The organism is Amycolatopsis sp. NPDC114505 (assembly GCF_055633615.1).
On the sequence record NZ_JBVKDV010000001.1, the window covers coordinates 2,134,534 to 2,156,292 of the forward strand.

Annotated in this window: 15 protein-coding genes; 6 read left to right on the plus strand and 9 right to left on the minus strand. The window is 72.2% G+C overall.

Features of this window, described 5'->3' with window-relative positions; translation table 11 throughout:
* Positions 1-37: 37 nt before the first annotated feature.
* From ACZ7OU_RS10690 to ACZ7OU_RS10700, 3 genes are all read right to left on the minus strand, one after another.
* Entirely contained in the window at positions 38-361 is a 324-nt protein-coding gene (locus tag ACZ7OU_RS10690) for a hypothetical protein (protein WP_470242173.1), read from the minus strand.
* Positions 362-535: 174 nt separating this feature from the next.
* Entirely contained in the window at positions 536-754 is a 219-nt protein-coding gene (locus ACZ7OU_RS10695) for a PspC domain-containing protein (RefSeq protein ID WP_470254907.1), read from the minus strand.
* 105 nt (positions 755-859) lie between these two features.
* Positions 860-1,789 carry an o-succinylbenzoate synthase gene (locus tag ACZ7OU_RS10700; RefSeq protein ID WP_470254908.1) on the minus strand — a complete coding sequence of 310 codons (930 nt, stop codon included), beginning with the start codon at positions 1,787-1,789 and terminating at the stop codon, positions 860-862.
* 72 nt (positions 1,790-1,861) lie between these two features.
* Here ACZ7OU_RS10700 and ACZ7OU_RS10705 point away from each other — a divergent pair, with 72 nt between their 5' ends.
* A complete protein-coding gene (locus ACZ7OU_RS10705) occupies positions 1,862-4,648 on the plus strand; it encodes an AfsR/SARP family transcriptional regulator (RefSeq protein WP_470254909.1) in 2,787 nt (928 codons plus the stop codon).
* Between the two features lie 94 nt (positions 4,649-4,742).
* Here the strand turns inward: ACZ7OU_RS10705 and ACZ7OU_RS10710 are convergent, their stop codons facing one another.
* Together ACZ7OU_RS10710 and ACZ7OU_RS10715 are read right to left on the minus strand one after the other, a co-directional pair.
* Positions 4,743-5,600 carry a DUF72 domain-containing protein gene (locus tag ACZ7OU_RS10710; protein WP_470242169.1) on the minus strand — a complete coding sequence of 286 codons (858 nt, stop codon included), beginning with the start codon at positions 5,598-5,600 and terminating at the stop codon, positions 4,743-4,745.
* 847 nt (positions 5,601-6,447) lie between these two features.
* On the minus strand, positions 6,448-7,209 hold the full coding sequence (locus ACZ7OU_RS10715) for a DUF4253 domain-containing protein (protein ID WP_470242168.1): 762 nt from the start codon (positions 7,207-7,209) through the stop codon (positions 6,448-6,450).
* Between the two features lie 291 nt (positions 7,210-7,500).
* Between ACZ7OU_RS10715 and ACZ7OU_RS10720 the strand changes: the two genes are divergently transcribed.
* The 3 genes from ACZ7OU_RS10720 to ACZ7OU_RS10730 all read left to right on the plus strand — a co-directional run bounded on the left by ACZ7OU_RS10720 (position 7,501) and on the right by ACZ7OU_RS10730 (position 13,453).
* Positions 7,501-10,515 (plus strand): AfsR/SARP family transcriptional regulator, encoded by a 3,015-nt coding sequence (locus tag ACZ7OU_RS10720; RefSeq protein WP_470254910.1) that lies wholly within the window; start codon positions 7,501-7,503, stop codon positions 10,513-10,515.
* Positions 10,516-10,619: 104 nt separating this feature from the next.
* Positions 10,620-12,053 (plus strand): glycoside hydrolase family 19 protein, encoded by a 1,434-nt coding sequence (locus ACZ7OU_RS10725; RefSeq protein ID WP_470254911.1) that lies wholly within the window; start codon positions 10,620-10,622, stop codon positions 12,051-12,053.
* A gap of 20 nt (positions 12,054-12,073) precedes the next feature.
* The gene (locus ACZ7OU_RS10730) at positions 12,074-13,453 is read left to right on the plus strand and encodes a CHAP domain-containing protein (protein ID WP_470242165.1); all 1,380 of its coding nucleotides are present in this window, start codon (positions 12,074-12,076) and stop codon (positions 13,451-13,453) included.
* A 57-nt stretch (positions 13,454-13,510) separates the two neighbouring features.
* On the opposite strand, the gene ACZ7OU_RS10735 is transcribed toward ACZ7OU_RS10730, so the two are convergent.
* A complete protein-coding gene (locus tag ACZ7OU_RS10735; RefSeq protein ID WP_470254912.1) occupies positions 13,511-14,080 on the minus strand; it encodes a TIGR03086 family metal-binding protein in 570 nt (189 codons plus the stop codon).
* A complete protein-coding gene (locus ACZ7OU_RS10740) occupies positions 14,080-15,726 on the minus strand; it encodes a DNA repair helicase XPB (protein WP_470242163.1) in 1,647 nt (548 codons plus the stop codon). The genes ACZ7OU_RS10735 and ACZ7OU_RS10740 overlap by 1 nt, the downstream gene beginning before the upstream one ends.
* Before the next feature lie 88 nt (positions 15,727-15,814).
* Here ACZ7OU_RS10740 and ACZ7OU_RS10745 point away from each other — a divergent pair, with 88 nt between their 5' ends.
* Positions 15,815-16,441, plus strand: a complete 627-nt coding sequence (locus ACZ7OU_RS10745) for an LppU/SCO3897 family protein (protein WP_470242162.1) — start codon at positions 15,815-15,817, stop codon at positions 16,439-16,441.
* On the opposite strand, the gene ACZ7OU_RS10750 is transcribed toward ACZ7OU_RS10745, so the two are convergent.
* Positions 16,438-17,808, minus strand: coding sequence for an FAD-dependent oxidoreductase (locus ACZ7OU_RS10750; protein ID WP_470254913.1), 1,371 nt, complete (start codon positions 17,806-17,808; stop codon positions 16,438-16,440). The genes ACZ7OU_RS10745 and ACZ7OU_RS10750 overlap by 4 nt on opposite strands.
* Positions 17,809-17,866: 58 nt before the next feature.
* Complete coding sequence (locus tag ACZ7OU_RS10755; RefSeq protein WP_470254914.1) at positions 17,867-18,832, minus strand: ABC transporter substrate-binding protein; 966 nt, start codon at positions 18,830-18,832, stop codon at positions 17,867-17,869.
* 186 nt (positions 18,833-19,018) lie between these two features.
* On the opposite strand from ACZ7OU_RS10755, the gene ACZ7OU_RS10760 reads away from it, so the two are divergent.
* Positions 19,019-21,748 (plus strand): sensor histidine kinase, encoded by a 2,730-nt coding sequence (locus tag ACZ7OU_RS10760; protein ID WP_470254915.1) that lies wholly within the window; start codon positions 19,019-19,021, stop codon positions 21,746-21,748.
* Positions 21,749-21,759: the final 11 nt, after the last annotated feature.

Here is a 21,759-nt window from a genome sequence, read left to right on the forward strand (position 1 = left end):
GGGAAAGCCCGGTCCGCTTCGGCGGGCCGGGCTTTCTTCATGGCCGGGTGAAGAACCAGACCGCGAAGGCGCCGACGATCACGACGCCCAGTGCGAGCACCCCGAGGCCCCCGAGCCACGCGGTGCTCGCTTCTTCCGCCTCCATCGCGACGACGATCGCACCGATTCCGGTGAGCAGGACCCAGATCGCGAATCCGGCGGCGGTGTACAGGACGGTCTTCGTGACGCTCGTGCTGCCGGTGTCGTTGAAGGCGAGCGCGAAGAAGGCGGCGAACGCGGTCAGTCCCAGTCCCGCGATCAGGTAGAGCCCACCCAGGACCCCGACCACGATCTTGGCGGCCTGCCTGCTTCCTTGATCCACGACCGCGAACCCTAACCCCTCGTACGGGGTTCACGGTGTCCTTTTGGGCCGGTCGGCCCACGGCACTACGCCGAACGGCCCGGACGTCCCCTTGGCGTCCGGGCCGTTCATCGGTGCACCCCCCGATCATCCGGCGGGCGCCGGCTCCCCCTGCGAGCCGGCGCCCGCCCGGGTTCAGGAGCCTTCTTCGGGCGTCAGGATCGCGGCGGCGATGTAGACCGGGATCGCGACGCCGACCGACAGGAACACGGCGGCGACCATGCCGATGCGCAGCACGCTGGCGTCGATGCCGAGGTAGGTGGCCCAGCCACCGCAGACGCCGGTGAGCATCTTGTCGCTGGTGCTGCGGCGGAGCTTCTTGGTGGTTTCGGGGGTGTACACGCTGTTCGTCATGGCTCAATACTGACTTCCGGGGACCCCCGCCCACATCGGGAACGGCCCGGACCCCGACCCTGAACTCGCCCTCGGGGAAAACCACGTACTCGCGAGGGTGCGGGCCTACGACAGGGCGCGCACTCGCTCGAGCCGGGCTTCCCACGCCGCCCGCACTTCGGCTGACGCCTGATACGCGTCCGTCGGCACCGGAGCTTGGCGCGGCACCGGCAGATAACCGTCCACAGGGGACAGTGACGCCGCACAGACGTCGCCGTCCAGCAACGAAATCGTCCCCAGTCCACAAGCGAATTCCAGCTCCGGGAGCGCGCCGGCCAGTGCCAGGCCCGCGGCCAGGCCGATGCTCGTCTCCACCGCCGACGACACCACGCACGGCAGCCCGCACGCCTCCGCGACCTCCAGCGCCCGGCTTACCCCGCCCAGTGGGGCCACCTTCAGCACCGCGATGTCCGCCGCCCCCGCGACCGCCACCTCCAGCGGGTCCTCCGCGCGGCGGATCGACTCGTCGGCCGCGATGCGGACCGGCACGCGACGGCGGACCGCCGCCAGGTCCTCGATCGTCGGGCACGGCTGCTCGGCGTACTCCAGGCCGCCGGCTGCCTTGTCGAGGTCCGTGATCGCGCGGACCGCCGTGTCGACGTCCCAGGCCATGTTCGCGTCGATGCGCACCGCGCCGGCCGGGCCGAGCGCGTCGCGGACCGCCGCCACCCGCTCGCAGTCGTCCGCCGGCGACGAACGCGGGTCCGCCACCTTCACCTTCGCCGTCCGGCAGCCGGAAGCGCGGACCAGTTCGTACGCCTTCTCCGGGCCGACGACCGGCACCGTCGTGTTCACCTCGACCCGGTCGCGGACCGGCGCCGGCCAGCCCGTCTCGCTCGCTTCGAGCGCCGCGTGCAGCCAGGGGACGCTCTCGGCGTCCGAGTAGTCGGCGAACGGGCAGAACTCGCCCCAGCCCGCCGGGCCGGGCAGCAGGACGCCTTCCCGGACCGTGATGCCGCGGAAGCGATTGCGCAGGGGGATCGCGTAAACCTTCATCGTCGCCGATCATGCCATCCCCGACTTTGGCAAACGGGTGCCGAACAGCGCGTTTCCGGCCAGAATGACTCCGTGGTCCTCGACTTCCGCGTGCTGGGTCCGGCCGAGGTCACGGCAGACGGCCACCCGGTGCCGCTCGGGGGCAGCCGGCCGCTGATCGTCTTGGCCGGGCTTTTGCTGCGCGCGAACCGGGTCGTGCCGGTCGACGAGCTCGGCCGCTGGCTCTGGGACGACGACCGCCGCCGCTCCAAGGGCGCGCTCCAGACGTACGTGCTGCGCCTGCGCCGCGCCCTCGGCGACCAGGTCGCGATCCGCACCGAGAGCGGCGGCTACCTGATCGAGCTCGAAGACGACCTGCTGGACCTCTCCCGGTTTCGCGCCCTCGCGATCCGGGGCAAGGCCGCGATGGACCGCGGCGAAAGCCGTCGAGCGGCCGCGCACTTCGCCGAGTCTCTCGGGCAGTGGCGTGGGGCGGCGCTGCTCAACGTCGAGTCGGACGCGCTGCACCGCGACGAGGCCGGGCAACTGGCCGAAGAACGGCTGCGCGTCCGCGAGCAGTGGGCGGACGCCCTGCTCGACGTCGGCGAGTACGGCACCGTCATTCCCGAGCTGGCCCGGCTGACCAGGGAGAACCCGCTTCGGGAGCGGCTGCACGAGCAGCTGATGGTCGCGCTGTACCGGTCGGGCCGGCAGGCCGAGGCGCTCGACGTCCACCGCCGGATCAGCACCGTGCTGGCCGAGGAGCTGGGCCTCGACCCCGGGCCGTCGCTGCAGCGCACCCGCCAGGCGATCCTCACCGGCGCCGACAACGGTCACGCGCCGCCGCGGTACCGGCTCGGCGTCGAACCGCAGGTGCCGCACCAGCTGCCCGCCGACCTGCGGGCCTTCTCCGGGCGCGAGTGCGACCTCAAGGCGTTGCACGCGCTGCTGCCGGAGGCGATCGACGCCGACACGTCGACGCCGATCGCGTCCGTCGAGGGCATGGGCGGTATCGGCAAGACGACCCTGGCCGTGCACTTCGCGCACGAGATCGCCGACCGGTTCCCCGGCGGGCAGGTCTACCTCAACCTGCGCGGCTACGGGCCTGGCGAGCCGGTCGAGCCGTCCGCGGCGCTGGAGGCGATGCTCACCGCGCTGGGCGTGCCGTGCGACCAGATCCCGGGCGACCTCGACGGCCGCGCGGCGAGCTGGCGGACGCACACCGCGGGACGGCGGCTGCTGGTCCTGCTCGACAACGCCAACCGCACCGAGCAGGTGCGGCCGCTGCTGCCCGGGCCGGGCTGCCTGGTCGTGATCACGAGCCGCTGGCAGCTGCGCGCGCTGGTCGCGACGCACGGCGCGCGACGGATCGCGCTGGAGGAGCTCGGCGAGGAGGACGCCGTCGAGCTGCTCGCGTCGGCGATCGGCCTCGACCGGGTGGCGCGCGACCCCGGCGCGACCGAGCGGTTCGTGCGCCACTGCGGCGGGCTGCCGCTGGCGATCCGGATCCTCGCCGTGCGGGCAGCGCAGTTCCCCGACCTGGCGCTCGACGAGTTCATCGACTCGCTCGAGGCCGACCTGCTCGGCTCGTTCGACCTCGCCGACGGCGAAGGGACGAACATCCGCTCGGTGTTTTCGTACTCCTACCAGGCGCTGGAGCCGCGGGCGGCGCGGTTGCTGCGGCTGCTCGGGCTGCCCACCGGCGTCGACTTCACCGCGCCGGCGGCGGCCGCGGTCGCCGGGCTGGACGTCGCGGCGACGCGGCCGATGCTGGAAACCCTCGCCGCCGCGCACCTGCTCGCCCAGCCGCGGCCGGGCCGCTACCAGTTCCACGACCTCATCCGGGCGTACGCGGGCGAAGTCGCTTCGCAGGTCGACTCGGCTTCGCAGCGCGCCGCGGCGTTGGACCGGCTGCTGGACTGGTACCTGGCGTCGGCGTTGAACGCGTCACGGCGGATGCGGCCGGAGCGCTACTACCGGCTGCTGGACCTCGACGACCCGCCCGGCGGCCTGACCTTCGCGTCGTACCACGACGCGCTGGACTGGTTCGGCGAGGAAGCCGGCAACCTGATCGCCGCGGTGCACCTGGCGCGGCGCCGGCGTGACGACGTCTGCTGGAAGCTGGCGTGGCTGCTGCAGAGCTACTTCGTGACGCGCTCGCGGCTCGACGAGTGGCGTTCGGTGTTCGCGGTGGCGCTCGAAGCCGCGAAGGCCGGCGGCCACCGGCCGGGCGAGGCGGGCATCCTGAGCGGGCTCGGCGTCGTCAACGGCGTCGCGCGGCAGTACGACGAGTCGCGGCGGTTCCTGGAGCAGGTGCTGGCGATCCAGCGCGAGCTCGGCGCGCGGGAGGGCGAGGCGCGGGCGCAGTACAACCTGGCGATGGCGGCGCACAACCTCGACGACTACGCCTGGGCGTACGAACACGGCATGCAGGCGCTGGAGATCGTCCGCGAGCTGGGGCTGGGTGCGTTCGAGGCGAGTGTGCTGCGGGCGCTGGGCGACATCTGCACGTCGATGGGCGACCACGAGCAGGCGCTGCGGCTGGCCGACGCGGCGCTGGCGGTGCTCGGCCCGGACGGCGAGCCGGTGGACACGCGGTTCACCCAGCACACGCGCGGGCTGGCGCTGGTCGGGCTGGGCCGGGTCGACGAGGGGATCGCGTGCATCCGCGCATCGGTTTCGATGTTCTTCGAGATGGGCGAGCAGTACGAGGCGGCGGACGTACTGGCCCAGCTGGGCACGATCCACCTGCGCTACGGCGATCGGGCGGTGGCCAGGGAGTGCTGGGTCCGCTCGGTCCGGCTGCTGACGGAAATCGGCCACCCGGACGCGGACGACGTCCGGGCGAAGCTGGCGGCCCTGGTCGGCGCGGCGAGCTGACGCGGGGAGTGTGTGCGGCGGACCGCCCGCGTGCCGACCCCCAGTGACAGCACGCAAGCCGGTCCGCCCGCGTGGTTACTCAAGCCGATGGCGCTCACTGTCCACTCACTGTCTTGTTCGGTGAAGCGATGCCGAGCAGTTCGGCGAGGGTCTCGGCGTTGCGGGGTGCCTCGACCTTCACGTCGTTGTCGAAGTAGACGTGGACGTCCCGCTTCCCGCCGTCGTGCCAGGTCCGGATCTTGTCCGCCCAGCCTCGGAGGGCCTCGTCGGAGTAGCCGCTGACGTAGAGCTCCTTGTCGCCGTGGAGGCGGACGTAGGTGAAGTCGGCGGTCTGGTCTTCGAGGAACGGCCACCGGCCGGCGGTGTCGGCTACGACCAGCGCGATCCCGTGTTTTCGCAGCAGTTCCTTCGCCGCGGGTTCGGCGAAGGACGGGTGGCGGACTTCGAGGGCGTGCCGCAACGGTTTGCGCGGTCCGGCTTCGAGGTGGGGTGTGCCCTTCAGCTTGTCGTCGTGGTTCTTGGCGAGTTCTGCCGCGTCGGTCGTCGTGCGGGGGAGGAGGGCGAAGAAGTTCGCGAGGCGGTCGGGGTCGAACGTCAGCCGGGGTGGGAGCTGCCAGAGGAATGGGCCCAGTTTCGCTCCGAGGGCGAGGACTCCGGAGGCGTAGAAGTTCGCCAGTGCTGTCTCCACGTCCCGGAGTTGCTTCATGTGGGTGATGAAGCGGCCGCCTTTGACTGCGAAGAGGAAGTCGGCTGGGGTCTCGTCGAACCACGCTCGGTATCGCTCGGGGCGTTGGAGTGAGTAGAAGGAGCCGTTGATCTCCACGGTGTTCATTCGGTGGGACAGGTGCTCGAGCTCTCGCCGCTGGGGGAGTCCGTGGGGGTAGAACACGTCGCGCCATGGCGGGTAGCGCCAGCCCGATGTGCCTATGCGGATTTCGGCGATTGTTCTCACCGCCTTTCCGCGGGGGGTGGTTCCCGGTCTACGGGGTGGCCAAACTCGGCTGTGTGGGTGGTGCCCGGACAGGTGGGCTGTGGGGTGGGACAGGTGACCTGATCTTGGGGACGGGCGTCTTATGGGGCCCTTGAGGTGTTTGCTCATGGTTTTGGGTTGTCGCTTTTGTCCTCGCCGGACGGGCAGGCTTCTGGGATGGCCTGGGGGTTGCTTTTGTCGTTGGGTTTGTTTTGGGGTCGCTGGGTGGTCATCCCGTCGCCTGATTGAGGCCTATCACTTCGAGCCAGGCCCGCAAGGTTGCGCTGTTGTCCTGCCTTGGTGGGGTGGTTGCGGGCCTGGCTCGAAGTGATTTGACGGCCTCAGGCGACGGGATGACCTCCCAGCTCTTTTTCGGTCTTCGGTTTGTTTGTTTGCTGGCGGTTGGTGGTGGGCTGGGTTGCGGTGGTCTCGGGCCGCTGGTGGCTTGCGGGTCTGGCCCGGCGCCCATGGCCCCGCTTGCCCGCCTGGCAGGCCCGTGCCCTGCGGCCTGCCTGCCAGCCGCCCCGCGGCCCTCCGGCCGGCTGGCCGGCCGCGGCTCCGGCCTGCCGCTTCGCGCCCGCCGCCCGGCCCCTCCAGCCCTGGCCCGTCCGGCTGCCTGCAGCTCCGGCCTCGCGGCCCGCCGCTTCGCGGCTGCCCGCGGCTCCGGCCCCTCCGGGCCGGCCCCCGCTTCCCTACCGGGCCCGGCCCGCCTTGCGCCCTGCGGGCCGCCGCCCCGTGGCCCGCCGCCGCCGGCGGGCCGCCGGCCTGCGGCCCGCCGCTTCGCGGCCTGCGGCCCGCCGCCCGGCAGCTCCGATCCCTCCACCCCGACTCAAGCCCAGGAGAACCGCCACACCCTCGACTGCACCAACCCCGACGCGTACTCCCTCAAGTTCCCCGGCTGCCCCGCGAAGGTCGGCAGGCTGAACGCCCGGTGCTCCGCCGCCACCGTCAATGCCCTCGCCTGGTTCCTCGGTGGGGCCGATACCGACAGCTCCAGCGTGTCGAACCCCAGCACCACCAGCGTTGCCCCGAAACGGTCCTCCCAGCTGCGCAATACCGCCGACAGCTCGGCCACCTGGTCCGTGCACTTGATCATGCCCGTCCAGCCCAGCAGGGCCGGGATGTCCGCCGGGCGCTCGGTCTGGACCAGGCCCAGCCTGTGCGGGGCGCGCGCCGACAGGATCGAGCCCGTGTTGCCCGCCTCGGCCAATGGGTCCGACCTGCGGGGGCTTCGCTTCGCCAGGCCCGGGAACCGGGCGCCGAATGGGCGGAGGCATGCGCCGTCGCAGCAGGATGTGTCCCACCAGCGGCTCAATGCTCCCGCCGGGTCTGCCGATCCCACTCGGTGGCCTGCCGGGGCCAAGCGGCCTCGGTCGTCGATCCAGTCTTCGCCGTTGGCCGCGAAACGCTGGTCGTGGGGGATCAGCACCGGCCACAACCCCGACCGCTCGAACTCGGCCACGCAGCCCAGGTAGCGCTCGGGCCGGGTCAGGGGCAGGTCGGACACCCACAGCCGGCCGTGCCACGAGCCCGGTGGCAGGGTCTGGACCGGCGGTGCGGGCGTACCGGGGCGGAGCGGTGCGATCGTCATGGACGTCCCCTCGAACTTGTGTTCGGCTACTGCACCTCGAACAGTAGTTCGAGGGTCCGACAATTTCCAGCGATCCGGCCGCTCATCCGTTCGAGTGAATCCGCAAAAGTGCAGGTCAGAGCGTTGCTGATACTCGTGTGACACAAGGTGTTGCTGAGACACGCCGTTGGGCCGAAGGGGTGGCCGGGCACGACGAGACGAACCCGACAGACCGGTCACCGGTGCGGATCTTGCCTGGGCGGTGATCGATTGCCAGGCTCGTCCAGGACGAACGGGCAGCGGAGAGGGTGCATGGAGTTCCACGTGCTGGGGCAGGTCGAGGTGGCGGTCGGCGGCCGGGTCATCGGCCTCGGCGGCCCTAAGCCGCGCACCCTGCTCGCGCTGCTGGCCGTGCACGCCGGGCACGTCGTCCCGCTCGAGCAGGTGATCGACGCCATCTGGGGCGAGGATCCGCCGGACCGGGCCCGCGCCACCGTCTACACCTACGTCTCCGCCCTGCGGCGGGCGCTGGCGGGCAGTGGCGACCCCGACGTCATAGCGCGCAGCGGGGGTGGCTACCGGCTGGCCGTCGACCTCGACCAGGTCGACCTGCACGCCTTCAACCACGACCTCTCGGCCGGCCGCCGCGCGCGGGCCGCCGGGGAACCGGACCGCGCGGTCGCCCTCATCCGGCACGCCCTCGCCGCGTGGCGGGGGACCGCGCTGGGCGGCACGCAGGGCCGGTGGGCGGACAACGAACGCGCCCGGCTGGACGAACTGCGCGTCGCCGCGCTGGAAGACTGCGTCGACGTCGAACTCGAGACCGGCGAAGGGGATTCCCTCGTCCCGGAACTGACCGCGGCCGTCGCCGCGCACCCGCTGCGGGAACGTCTGCGCGCCCAGCTCATGCTCGCGCTGCACCAGAGCGGCCGCCGGGCGGACGCCCTCGCCTGCTACCAGGACGGCCGGGCGGCGCTCCTCGGTGAGCTGGGCCTGGAACCCGGCCCGGTGCTGCAGGCCGCCCACGAGCGCGTCCTGCGCGACGAACACGAGCGGCCGGCCGGACGTTCGCGGCGAGAGAACCAACGGGTCCCGAGCCAGCTCCCCTTCGACATCGCCGACTTCACCGGACGCGCGCGCGAAGTCGCGGAGCTGACCCGGGCGCTGGCCGAACCGGACGCCGGGTCGCGGCTGTGCGCCGTCTACGGCAAACCTGGCGCGGGCAAGAGCACCGTCGCCGCGCACGTCGCGCACCGCGTGCGCGAGCACTTCCCCGACGGCCAGCTCTACGCCTCGCTGCGCGGCGTGCAGGTCGTCCGCGGCGACCCGGCCGAGGTGCTGGCCGGGTTCCTGCGCGCGCTCGGCGTGCCGGACCAGGACTGCCCGGCGCGCCTGGAGGAGCGTGCCCAGCTCTACCGCACGCTGCTCGCCGACCGGCGCATCCTCGTCGTCCTGGACGACGCGTCCGACGAACGCCAGATCCGCCCGCTGCTGCCCGGCGGCCACACCTGCGCCGCGCTGGTGACCAGCCGGGAACGCCTCGGCGCGGTCGGCGGCGCCACCCACCTGCACCTGCCCGTCCTGGACGAGGCGGAAGCGCTGGAGCTGCTGAGCCGGGTCGCCGGCGGCACGCGGGTGGCGGAGCAGCCCGAGGCCGCCCGCGAGCTGGTGCGCCTGTGCGGCAACCTGCCGCTCGCCGTGCGCATCGCCGGCGCCCGGCTCGCCGCCCGGCCTCAGTGGCCGGTCGGCAAGCTCACCGAACGCCTTCGCGTGCAGCACCGCATCCTGGAGGAGCTCACCCTCGGCGACCTGGAGGTGCGCGGCAGCCTCGCCCTCAGCTACGACGACCTGGGCGAACGGGAACGCACCACGTTGCGCCGGCTCGGACTGCTCGATGTCTCCTCGTTCGGCGCCTGGGTCGCCGCGCCGCTGCTCGACTGCGCCGCCGACGAGGCGGAGGAAGCCGTCGAACGGCTCGTCGACGCCCAGCTGCTCGACCTGTCCACAGTGGACGACGGCGGTGCGGCGCGCTACCAGATCCACGACCTGACGCGCGCTTTCGCCCGCGAACGCGGGGAAGCGGAGGAGTCCTCGGCCGACGTCAAGGCGGTCACCGCGCGGGCCGCCGAGTGCTGGCTCGAGCTGGTCGAGCTCGCGGGCCGCCGGGCGCCGCACGTCCCCGCGGAGACGGGCGCGCTGGTCCGGTACCTCGACCCGGCGCGGATCGACGAGATCCTGACCGACCCCGAGGCGTGGTTCGACGCCGAGCAGACCGGCCTCGTCGGCGTGGTCGAGCGCGTCAGCGGGCTGGACCTCACCGACGTCGCCACCCGGCTGGCCGCGGCGCTGTGCTCGTCGGTGTTCGCCGTGCGCAACCTGTTCGGCCAGTGGTGGCGCACGCACAACGCGGCGCTCGCGGCCGCGCGGCGGACCGGTGACCGCACCGGGGAGGCCAGGCTGCTGTCGGGCCTGGGCTGGCTGCGCTACGAGCAGGACCGCTTCGACGAGTCGATCGCCTACCACGAGCAGGCCCTCGCCGCGTACGAGCTCGGCGGCGACCGGCACGGGCAGGCCGTCAGCCGCCTCGACCTCAGCACCGTGCAGTGCGAGTACGGCCAGTTCGCCCAGGCGCGGCACTCCCTCGACCTCGTCCTGCCCGTGCTGCGGGAGCTGGGCGAGGAACAGGCGGAGGTCGAGGCGCTGCACGGGCTCGGCCGCGTCCTCACCGAACAGGGCGAGCTGGCCGACGCGCTCGTCGCCGCCGAAGCCGCGGTGGCGGGGTACGCGGACGCGACCAGCCGGGCGGTCGCCCTGCGCTCGCTGAGCCTCGTGCACCGCGCCGCCGGACGGCTCGGCGAAGCGGCCCGCTACAGCCAAGAGGCGGTGGACCTGCTGCGCGGCGCCGACGACCCGCTGATGTCCGCGTACGCCGTGCAGGCGCTCGTCAAGGTCCGCATCCGCCAGGGACGCGGTGACGAGGTGCGCGACGCCATGCTCGCGTGCCTCACCACGTGCCACGAGATGCAGGACGGCTTCGGCCAGGGCCTGATGCTGCGCACCCTCGGCGAGCTCGAGCTGGCCGCCGGGCGGTTCCCCGAAGCGCGCGCCCACCTCGAACGGTCGGTCCAGTGGTGGGACGCGCTCGTGCTGCCGGTCTGGCGGGCCCGCGCCCTGCGCGATCTCGCCACGACGCTCGAAGCCCTCGGCGAGACCGCGGGCGCCGAAGCGGCGTGGACGGAGGCCGAGGGCCTCTTCCGGCTGCACGGCAGCCGGGAGGCTCAGGAACCACGCCGGCTCGCGACTGCCGTCCGCCCGGTCGGCAGCTGAAGAACGGCTTTCAGGTTTCTTTGACCCCGCCGGGAGAGGCTCGTCCCGTCCCGAAGGAGAACAGGGGACGGTGCGGATTTCCCATGGTGAAGAAGGGATCGACCATGTCTTCGGTCAGGATCACGGTGACCACCGCGGCGCTTGTCGCGGGCCTCGCGATCGGCGGGCTGCAGGCGACGGCGTCGGCCGGGGAGCTGCCGCCGGGCGCTCAGCGCATCGGCGTGCTGGCCGACGGCAAGCTGCTCGTGAAGGAGGGGAACCTCTACGACTCCTGGGTTCCCGAGATGGACGGGGTGCGGAAGTTCGAGATCGCGGGTGACCGGATCGGCGTGCTGACCACGGATTCGCGGCTCTTCGTCAAGGAAGGCAACCTCTGGACGAACTGGGTCGAGGAAGCGGGCGGTGTCCGCGACTTCCGGCTCGCCGGCAACCGGATCGGCGTGGTGCGCGACGACACGACGGTCGCGGTGAAGGACGGCGCGCTGGACGCGCCCTGGGTGGAGGAGACCAGCGGCGTCAAGGACCTGGAGCTGACCCCGACCCGGGTCGGCGTCGTGTTCGAGAGCGGCCTGGCGACGGTCAAGGAAGGCAACCTCTACGCGCCGTGGGTGGACCAGATGGGCTCGGTCGCCGACCTCGAGCTCTCCGCCGACCGGGTCGGCGTCCTGCGCACCGACGGGACCGTGGCGGTCAAGGAGTCGAACCTGTGGTCCTCCTGGGTCGAAGAGGTCTCCGGGGTCAAGCAGCTGGAGCTGTCCGGCAGCCGCATCGGGGTCGTGCTCGGCAACGGGCTCGCGACCGTCAAGGAGGGCAATCTCTACGCGGGCTGGGTGAACCAGCTCCCGGGCGCCGCCAACCTCCAGATCGCCGGTGACCGCATCGGCGTGCTGCGCACCGACGGCAGCGTCACGGTCAAGGACGGCGGCCTCTACGGGACGTGGGTCGAGCAGACCGGCGGCGTCCAGCAGCTGGCCCTCGCCGCCGCCGGCGCGCCTTCGACGGGTGGCCAGGTTTCGCTGGCCGACATCACCGCCGTCTACGGCTCCACCTACGCTACGGACACCGTCGCGGCCGGGCTGCCGAGCCTCAACGCCGAGATGACGGCCGGGGGCATCACGACGCCGAGCCGCAAGGCCGCGCTGCTCGCCACGCTCAAGCACGAGAGCGGTTTCCGCTACAACGCGGGCGAAGCCGGGAACTCCGAGCTGTACCGGGGACGCGGTTTCATCCAGCTGACCAACGACTTCAACTACCGGTCCGCGGGTACCGCGCTCGGCTACGACCTCCTGGGCAACCCGGACGCCGCCGCGTCGCTCGACTGGAGCGCCAAGATCGCCCGCTGGTACTGGAGCTCCCACAACATCAACGCGGCCGCGGACAACTACGACATGGGCGCGGTGGGCCGCGCGATCGGCTACTCCTACGCGATCGACCCGGCCGAGTCGCTCAACCGGTGCGCGGACTACAAGAAGGCGCTCGCCTACTTCAACGGCGGCTCGCTCCCCGTCGCCGACGGCGCCATCAACTGCACCCGCTGATTCCCTTCAAGGAGAACGTCATGTCGCTCAAACGCGTCACCACGACCGTCCTCGCCGCCACCGTCCTCGCACTGCTGGGCGCCGTCCCGGCCCACGCGGACACGCGCACCGACGTCCGCGACCTCGCCGCGGCCAACCTGCACAAGCAGACCTGCAGCACCAACAGCCTCGGCGGTACCGGGTTCATGGACAGCTGCCGGATGCAGTGGGCGTGGTGCGCCGACTTCGTCAGATGGGTGTGGGGCAACCGCAACCTCGACGTCGACCGGCTCACCGCCGCGGCGGGCAGCTTCTACCTGTACGGCCAGCAAAAGGGCACGCTGCACACCGACTCCGGCTACGTCCCGCAGGTGGGGGACGCCGTCGTCTTCAACTACCAGGGCAACGGCTACGCCGACCACGTCGGGATGGTCGACACGGTCAACGCCGATGGCACGATCCGCACGATCAACGGCAACTGGGGCAGCGGCGGCCCCGGCACCACCAGCGTCGAGTTCGGGTCCGGGCCCGGCCGGGTCGGCCAGTACCTCGCCGGCCAGCAGATCTCCGCGTTCGTCAGCCCGGTCGGGCTGTCCGAGCCGCAGAAGCCCGTGACCGCGCGTCTCGGCGTGCGGTTCGGGGACAGCTCGGTGCAGGTGAAGGAAGGCAACCTCTTCGAGGGCTGGACGAACGTGTACGGCGGCGGCGCGGTCAAGTCCGAAGTGCACGGTGACATGGTCGGCGTGCTCACGGGCAACGGCGACCTGTTCGTCAAGCAGGGCAACCTGTACCAGCAGTGGGTCCACCAGGCGAGCGGCGTCAAGGACTTCGCGCTCGAGTCGGCCGCGGGTCGCATCGCCGTCCTGCGCACCGACGGCACCGTCGCTGTGAAGGAGGGCGGCCTGCAGGGCGGCTGGGTCGAGGAAACCAACAACGCCAAGGAAGTCGAGCTTTCGGGCGACTACATCGCCGTCGTCGACAACAACGGCAAGGTGTTCGCCAAGCAGGGCAACCTGTACGCGGGCTGGGTCGACGAACTGCCCGGCGCGGCCGACGTCGAAGTGGACGCGAGCACCGGCCGGCTCGCGGTCGTGCGCACCGACGGCTCGCTGACGGTCAAGGAAGGCGGCCTCTACGGCGCCTGGGTCGAGCAGACGTCCGGGGTGAAGCAGGTCGACCTGTCCGGCGACTACCTCGGGGTCGTCTTCACCGACGGACTCGCCTCGGTCAAGCAGGGCAACCTGTACGCGGGCTGGATCAACCAGCTTTCGGGCGCGGCCGAGATCGAGGTCGACGCCCCCACCGGCCGGGTGGGCGTGCTGCGCGCGGACGGCTCGCTGACGGTCAAGGACGGCGGCCCGTACGGCACGTGGGTCGAGCAGACCGGTGGGGTGAGCGGCTTCCAGCTCACGAACTACTGATCCACGCGGAAGTGCGGGCCACGTCGAGGGGGCGTGGCCCGCACTGCCGTGTCGGGATCAGGGCGCCGGGTGCCACGGGACGGCGCGGCCGGTGAAGGCCGCCAGCCGGTCGAGGACCGGCGCGTGCTCCGCCACCGGCCGCGGTTCGGCGAACCGGCTGCCCCGCTGCTGCGCGGGCAGCTGGGCCCGGGTGAACGAAAGTGTCCGCTCGGCCAGGTCCGCCGGCACGTCCGCCGCCGATCCCGTGGCCTGCGCGAGGTCCCAGCAGTGGGTGAGCAGGTCGGCGATCCGCCACCGGACCCGTTCCCCGCCGGTCGTGGTGCCCACCGGCGTCGTCTGGACGCGGTCGAGGACGTCCGGCACCGAAGCGGCGGCCAGCAGCGCCGCGGACGACCGGCGGAACGCCCCGGCCGGGTCGGCGCCGAGGTGGTCGACGTCGCGGGAGGGCGGCGGCTGCTCGGCGAACATCGCGGTGAGCACGAGGTCCATGCCGACCAGGTGGCCCGTCAGGTCCCGCACGGTCCACTCGTCGCACGGGGTCGGCGCCGTCCACTGCCCGGGCTCGACCCGGTCGAGCAGCGCACCCGTGGCGGTGGACGCCAGCGCGAGGTCGTCGAGCAGGGCCATCAGAGCGGCCGGAGCAGGTCGTCCGCGTCGACGATGTGGTACGCGTACCCCTGCTCCGCGAGGAACCGCTGGCGGTGCGCCGCGTACTCCGTGTCGACCGTGTCGCGCGAGACGATCGAGTAGAAGTGCGCCTGGCGGCCGTCACCCTTCGGCCGCAGGAGCCGGCCGAGGCGCTGGGCCTCCTCCTGGCGGGAACCGAACGTCCCGGAGATCTGGATCGCGACCGACGCCTCGGGCAGGTCGATCGAGAAGTTCGCGACCTTCGACACCACCAGCGTCTTGATCTCGCCCCGCCGGAACTTGTCGAACAGCTCCTCGCGCTCCTTGTTGCGGGTCGCGCCCTGGATCACCGGGGCGTCGAGCTCGTCGCCGAGCATCTCCAGCTGGTCGAGGTACGCGCCGATCACCAGCGTCGGCTCGCCGGCGTGCTTCTCCACGATGGACTTGATCACCGGGGTCTTCGTCTGCGCCGTCGCCGCCAGCTTGTACCGCTCGTCGGCCTCGGCCGTGGCGTACCCCAGGCGCTCCGCGTCGGTCAGCGTCACGCGGACCTCGGTGCACTCCGCCGGCGCGATCCAGCCCTGCGCCTCGATGTCGCGCCACGGCACGTCGTAGCGCTTCGGCCCGATCAGCGAGAAGACGTCGCCCTCGCGGCCGTCCTCGCGCACCAGCGTCGCGGTCAGGCCGAGGCGACGGCGGGACTGCAGGTCCGCCGTCATCCGGAACACCGGCGCCGGCAGCAGGTGGACCTCGTCGTAGACGACCAGGCCCCAGTCGCGCGAGTCGAACAGCTCCAGGTGCCGGTACTCGCCCTTGGTCTTGCGCGTGACCACCTGGTACGTCGCGATGGTGACCGGCCGGACTTCCTTCTTCTCGCCGGAGTACTCGCCGATCTCCTCTTCGGTCAGTGACGTCCGCGCGATCAGCTCGCGCTTCCACTGCCGCCCGGCGACGGTGTTCGTCACCAGGATCAGCGTCGTGGCCTGTGCCTTCGCCATCGCCGCCGCGCCGACGAGGGTCTTGCCCGCGCCGCACGGCAGCACGATGACACCGGAACCGCCCGCCCAGAACGCGTCCGCGGCCATCCGCTGGTAGTCCCGCAGGTGCCAGTCCTTCTCGTCGAGGGCGATCGGGTGCGCCTCACCGTCGACGTACCCGGCGAGGTCCTCGGCCGGCCAGCCGACCTTCAGCAGCGCCTGCTTCAGCCGCCCGCGCTCGGACGGGTGCACGATGACCGTGTCGTCGTCGATCCGGGCGCCGAGCATCGGGCTGATCTTCTTGTTCCGGGAGACCTCGGTCAGCACCGCGCGGTCGGTGGTCGACATGACGAGGCCGTGCGCCGGGTGGTTGGCGATCTGCAGCCGGCCGAACCGGCCCATCACGTCGACGACGTCGATCAGCAGCGGCTGCGGCACCGGGAAGCGCGAGTACGTCGTCAGCGCGTCGACGACCTGCTCGGCGTCGTGGCCCGCGGCACGCGCGTTCCACAAGGCCAGGGGGGTGATCCGGTAGGTGTGGACGTGCTCCGGGGCGCGTTCTAGCTCGGCGAACGGCGCGATCGCGACGCGCGCGTCACCGGCCTGGGGGTGGTCGACCTCCAGGAGCACGGTCTTGTCGGACTGGACGATCAGCGGGCCATCAGTCACAACTACTGTTATACGTGGCTCGCTCCGGCCCGCTCCCGTCGCGGGTCGCCGGTGGGACGATTTGCCGAGGGGATCACTGGAGGGCACGTTGACCACACCACCGTTCGACGACAACCCGTTCCGGTCGCCGGACCACGCGACGGCGCCCCCGCCGATGCCGCCGCCGGTGCCCGGCCGGCAGCCGATCCCGCACTGGTTCACCACGAAGGTGAAGATCACGCTCGCCGCGTGCGTCGTCCTGGCGCTGGCCCTGGGTTCGCTGGGCGCGATGACCATCTACTGGGCCGACCGCAGCGGCCCGCCCGGCGAGGGCGACTGCCTGTACCTGACCCGCGAGACCGGCGGCTCGCTCGCCTACCACCGCGTCGGCTGCGGGACGGACAGCGCGACCTACAAGGTCGACGACAGCTACACCGGGACGTTCCGCTGCGGCTCCGGCGACTACGTGCGGTTCCAGATCACCGGGACCGCCGCGACCGCCCGGCGCACGCTCTGCCTGGCGCTGAACGTCAGCACCGGCGAGTGCCTGCGCGACGTCGACGACCAGGCCACGATCGGCAAGGTGAGCTGCAACGACCCGGCGGCCAAGGAACGCGCCGAGGTGATCACCGGCTACCGCGGCGAGGAGAGCTGCCCGGACGCCGACCAGGTGCTGAGCTACCCGGGCCCGCCGCGCCGGACCGTGTGCCTGGCGCCGCCGGGCGAGAACATCTAGCCGAACCAGCGGACCAGGTCGGCGGGGTCGGCGGCGTAGCCGTCGGGGCGGATCAGCAGGAGCCGGCCGCGGTAGGCGTCGTCGTCGGTGGCCGCGCGGACGACGTCGACCTGCCCGCGGAAGCCGGGCGGTGTCGAGTGGTCGCCGAGGTCGAGGAGCAGCCCGCGGCCGTCGTGCAGCAGCGACGAAAGCCGCGTCGGGCCGTCCGCCGTGGTCAGGTCGAGGTCGGGGACGCGGTCCGGGTGGCCCAGCCCGGAGAGCAGCCCGCTGAAGTAGCGGTTGCCGTCCGGCGTCCGCATGAGGTCGACGACGATCTCGCGCAGCGCTTCGACGTTCTCATCGCGGTCCGGCGTCGTGAAGACGCGCTGCGCCGCCGTGTGCCGCAGGACGCGCGCCGCGGCCGGGTGGCGTTCGTCGTGGTAGCTGTCGAGCAGCCCGGACGGTGCCGTGCCGCGGACCGTCGCGGCCAGCTTCCAGCCGAGGTTCATCGCGTCCTGGACGCCGAGGTTGAGCCCCTGGCCGCCGAGCGGCGGGTGGATGTGCGCGGCGTCGCCGGCGAACAGGACCCGGCCGTGCCGGTAGCGCTCCAGCTGCCGCGTCGCGTCGTTGAAGCGCGAAGCGCCGTACACCTCGCCCAAGCGCGTCTCGGGGCCGTACAGGGCTGTCAGCGCTTCGGTCACTTCGGCGTCCGACACCGGCGCGTCGCGGCCTGGCTGCTTCGTCGTGGAGCCGAACACGAAGCGGTGAGCGCCGTCGCCGAGCGGGGTGAGCATCGACCAGTGGCCGTTCGCCTGCCGCGTCACCTGGCTGAAGTGCGCGGCGCGAGCCGGGACGAGCTCGGACGCGGCGGCGAGCCGGATGTGGGTGAGCGTGGCGACGTAGGTCTCGGTGCGGCCGGGGAACGGCACCCCGAGCAGCCGCCGGACGGTGCTGTGCGCGCCGTCGCAGGCCACGAGCCAGCGGGCCCGGCGGCCGTCGACGGTGACGCCGTCCGCGTCGGTGTCGACGGTGGTCACCTCGTGGCCGCGCTCGATGACGGCACCGTGTTTCACGGCGTGTTCGGCCAGCATCGCCTCGACGTCGTCCTGCGTGCGGTTGAGGACCCGGGGGTGTCGGGTCCGCCAGACGCTGTGGTCGAGCGCGACCGGCAGACCGGCGAAGTGCCCGCTGGGGCCGTCGAGCTCCGGGCCGGTGTCCAGGCCGCGCAGGTCGAGCAGTTCCGCGGTGCGGGGCTGGAGGCCGACGGGCCGCGGCAGGCCAGGGCCCTCGCGGCGTTCGAGGACGGTCACGTCGACGCTGGCGAGGGCGAGTTCGGCGGCGAGCATCAGTCCGGTCGGGCCGGCTCCGGCGATCAGGACGTCGGTCATCATGCACTCCTCAAGTAGACTGAGTGCAAAAGTAGACCAAGTGCAAGTTTGGTGACAGCTAATAACTGTTCTGGTCGGGGAGCAGCGACTGGACGTCGAGGCGGTCCGCGAGCTGGCCCGAGTTGTGCATCAGGTCCGCGACGCGCTGCAGGCGGATCCCGTTGAGCGACGCCGGGTACGAGCCGAGGGAGATCAGGGCTGCCGTGGTCGTGTCGATGTCCGAGAACTTCGGGAGGGCGTCGCGGACGATGGCCGGGTCGGTCGCGCTCTGCTGGGCCGCTCCCAGTGCCTTGCGGAACGCCGCCAGGGTGCGGGGGTTGGCCTGGGCGAACGGCTTGGCCGACGCGTACGCCGACAGCGGGAAGTCGAGCGTCGCGCCGCGGGCGCCGTCGGCGAGGATGTGGGCGCCGAGGTCCTTCTCGGCGCGGGTGATGTACGGCTCGATCATCAGGGCCGCGTCGACGTCGCCCGCCTGCAGGGACTGCGGCATCCCGTCGAACGTCACCTGCTTGAACTTGATCTTCGCCACGTCGACGCCCGCCGTGCCGAGCACCGAGCGGGCGGCCAGCGCGCCGACGTCGTCGAGCATGTTCACCGCGATCTCGGGCGCCTTCTTCGACGTCGGCACGGTGTAGTCGGAGCCGGGCAGGGTGACCAGCGCCATCGTGTTGGGGCCGGACGTGTACGCCTCGCCCTGCAGCTGCAGGGTCGACCCGCCGGCCGCGGCGCGGAACATCGCGACGTCGGAGGTGAAGGTGACGTCGAGGTCACCGGCGGTGACCTTGGCCAGTCCGTCTTCGCCGCCGAGCTCGACGAGCTGCACGTTCAGGCCCGTGGCACCGAACTTCCCGGCCGCGACGGCGATCCGGAGCGGGGCCGTGTCGATGGCGTTGCCCACACCCACGCGCAGGGTGGTCCGTTCCAATGGCGGCGGAGTGGCGGTCGCGCCGGAAGAGAACACGCTGCACCCCGCGGTCGCCAGAAGCGCCGCTACCAGCGGAATCGTCCGTCCGCGTCTGATCATGAACCTTCACCTACCGCGAGAATCTGGTTCTCGTGCTGGATCGTATGGTCCGCGCCCCATACGATCGCGGGCAGGGCCGTATCGCGCCAGCGCGGCTTTCGGATCTTCATCGAGCGGGCTACCGTTCAGTAGGTTCGAGTGTCGTCAGGTACGCGGGTTCCCGCCCGCGGTGGAAGAGGAAACCAGGTGACCCGTCGCGATCAGCGTCCCCCCAAGGGCGACGCGGCGGATCCACGTCCGGCCGGTGGCCGGTGGCGGCTCCGGAACTGGCGTCTCGGCACGAAGCTCTTCGCCGTCCTCCTCATCCCCGCGCTCGCGGTGATCGCCCTCGTCGGCCTGCGGATCAGCTCGGACCTGCGCGACGCCCGGCAGCTCGCGGAGTTCGCCACCCGCGGCCGCGTGGACAGCACGGTCGCCGAAGCCCTGCACGAGCTGCAGCGCGAACGCGACCTCACCGTCCGGTTCGTCGCCCAGGACCGCCAGGGCGACACCGCCGACCTCACCGGTCAGCGCAAACGCGTCGACCAGGCGATCGGCACGTTCGAACGGACCCTCGCCGACAGTAAACCCCGGCTCGACGCCAAGGCGGCGGAAAGCCTGCAACAGACCGATGACAGGTTGCGCGTCCTCGGCGGTCTCCGCTTCTCCGCGGAGCACTCGGCGTTCCCGGCCGACGCCGTCCTGCGCTCCTACAGCGAGCTGATCTCGGGTCTGCTCGACATCAGCGACTCGGCCGCCGCCGACGTCTCGGACCCGGAGCTCGCGCGGCTGCGCCTGGCCGGCAACGCGCTGGCCCGGATCAAGGACCAGATGTCGGTCAAGCGCGCGGTGCTGGCCGAGGCGCTCGCCGCGGGCAGCCTCAACCGCGACCGCACGCGCGCGCTGCTCGGCGCCGAAGCCGAGCTGGCCGCCGCGCGCAACGACTACCGCACCTTCGCGACGCCCGAACAGCAGCGGATGTTCGACGACACGGTGATCGGCCTGGTCGTCGACATCGGCAACGACATGGTGGAGTCCGCGCTCACCCGCACCGAGAACGGCCAGAACCTCAACGGCCTCGACGCGAACCAGTGGGACGTCTCGGCGACGCACACGGTGAACCTCGCCCACCAGGTGCAGCAGGCGCTGCTGGTCCAGTTGCAGCAACGCACGGATGCCCTGGCGGCGCAGGCACGCGCGGCCGCGATCTGGGACGGCGGCGTCGTGCTCGGCGTCCTGCTCGTCGCGGGCGTGCTGTCGGTCGTCATCGCGCGGTCCCTGTTGCGCCCCTTGCGGATCCTGCGCCGGACCGCCCTCGAAGTCGCCGAGCACCGGTTGCCCGCGGCCGTGCAGAACCTGCTCACCGATCCCGAGCCCGCGCCGGAGAACCTGCGGAAACGGCTCGCCGTCGCCCCGGTCCCGGTGTTCACGCGCGAAGAGCTCGGCCAGGTGGCGCGCGCGTTCGACGCGGTGCACGGGGAAGCCGTCCGGCTGGCGGGCGAGCAGGCGATGCTGCGCGAGAACGTCAACGCGATGTTCGTCAACCTCTCGCAGCGCAGCCAGGACCTGGTCGAGCGGCAGCTGTCGGTGCTCGACCGGATGGAAGCCGACGAGCAGGACCCGGACACCCTCGCCGGGCTCTTCGAGCTCGACCACCTCGCGACGCGGATGCGGCGCAACAGCGAAAACCTGCTGGTCCTGTCCGGTCAGGACTCGGCGCGCGAGGACGCCGGCGCGGTCGCGGCCGACGAGATCGTCGGCGCCGCGCTCTCGGAGGTCGAGCACTACCAGCGCATCGAGCTGGGCCCGGCGCCGCAGGTCGCGGTCCGCGGCGAGGCCGTCAACGACCTCGTGCACGTCGTCTCGGAGCTGCTGGAGAACGCGACGCGCTACTCCGGCAACACGACCGTCACCGTCGCGAGCGCCGAAACCCACGACGGCGACTGGCAGATCGAGATCATCGACCACGGCGCCGGCATGCCGCAGGCCGAGATCGACCGCACCAACGCGCGGCTGGCGAACCCGCCGGACGTCGACGTCGAGGTGTCCCGCCGGATGGGCCTGTTCGTGGTCGCGACGCTGGCCACGCGCCACCGCATCGACGTCAGCCTGAGCGCGGGCCGGGACGGCGGGCTGATCGCGACCGTGCTGGTGCCGGCCGGCCTGATCGTCGAGCTGCCGCCGATGCCGGGTCCGCCGCCGCCCTCCGCCGAGCCCGCCGCGGCCCCCGAGCCGGAGCTGCTGGCCCCGCTGGCCCCGCTCACGCCGCCGGAACCCGAGCCCGAGCCGGAGCCGGAAGAGCTGACGCCGCCGTCGATCGAGGCGGGCCCGCCGCGCCGCGCCCCGGTGGTGGCCCGCGACCACGGCCCGGAGTGGCCGACCACGGACGACGACTCCCACCTGGACCTCGACGCCCCGACCGAGCGGATGCCGGCCTACCGCGACGTCCTGTCGCGCTGGTTCGACGCGTCCGCGGCGCCCGGGGCGGCCGCACCCGAGACGCCGCGGCGGCCGGTGGAACCGCTCCCGGTGGCGCAGGAACCCCGGCCCGTCCAGCCCGAGCCGCGGCACGCGCTGTCCGCGGGCCCGCCACCGCCGCCACCACCCCCGCCTCCGCCGCCGCCCCCGCTGCCGGCGCCCGAGCCGAACCCGGACGACGAGGACACCGAGCCGCGGCTGACGCCCGTCGCGCCGCCGGCCGCGATCGAACCCGACTACGAGTGGCCCACACCGGCCGAGCTGGAGCAGGAGGACGGCGCCGAGGACACCTGGCCGTTCCTGAAGGCCGCCGATTCGGCGGCGAGCCCCGGAGCGGTGCCGGAGCAGCGGCCGATACTCTCTCTTTCCCCGGAAGCGGTGCGCGAGCGGATGACGAGCCTTCAAGGCGGCTTCCGGCGAGGGCGGCACGCGAGGGGAGACGACACCCGGAACCAGTGAAACGGATGAGG

Coding starts and splice junctions, on each gene's coding strand:
- ACZ7OU_RS10735 (WP_470254912.1), bottom strand. CDS start 14,080: ATGGCCCTGCTCGACGACCTCGCGCTGGCGTCCACCGCCACGGGTGCG.
- ACZ7OU_RS10755 (WP_470254914.1), bottom strand. CDS start 18,832: ATGATCAGACGCGGACGGACGATTCCGCTGGTAGCGGCGCTTCTGGCG.
- ACZ7OU_RS10715 (WP_470242168.1), bottom strand. CDS start 7,209: ATGACGATCGCACCGCTCCGCCCCGGTACGCCCGCACCGCCGGTCCAG.
- ACZ7OU_RS10700 (WP_470254908.1), bottom strand. CDS start 1,789: ATGAAGGTTTACGCGATCCCCCTGCGCAATCGCTTCCGCGGCATCACG.
- ACZ7OU_RS10730 (WP_470242165.1), top strand. CDS start 12,074: ATGTCGCTCAAACGCGTCACCACGACCGTCCTCGCCGCCACCGTCCTC.
- ACZ7OU_RS10725 (WP_470254911.1), top strand. CDS start 10,620: ATGTCTTCGGTCAGGATCACGGTGACCACCGCGGCGCTTGTCGCGGGC.
- ACZ7OU_RS10695 (WP_470254907.1), bottom strand. CDS start 754: ATGACGAACAGCGTGTACACCCCCGAAACCACCAAGAAGCTCCGCCGC.
- ACZ7OU_RS10720 (WP_470254910.1), top strand. CDS start 7,501: ATGGAGTTCCACGTGCTGGGGCAGGTCGAGGTGGCGGTCGGCGGCCGG.
- ACZ7OU_RS10750 (WP_470254913.1), bottom strand. CDS start 17,808: ATGACCGACGTCCTGATCGCCGGAGCCGGCCCGACCGGACTGATGCTC.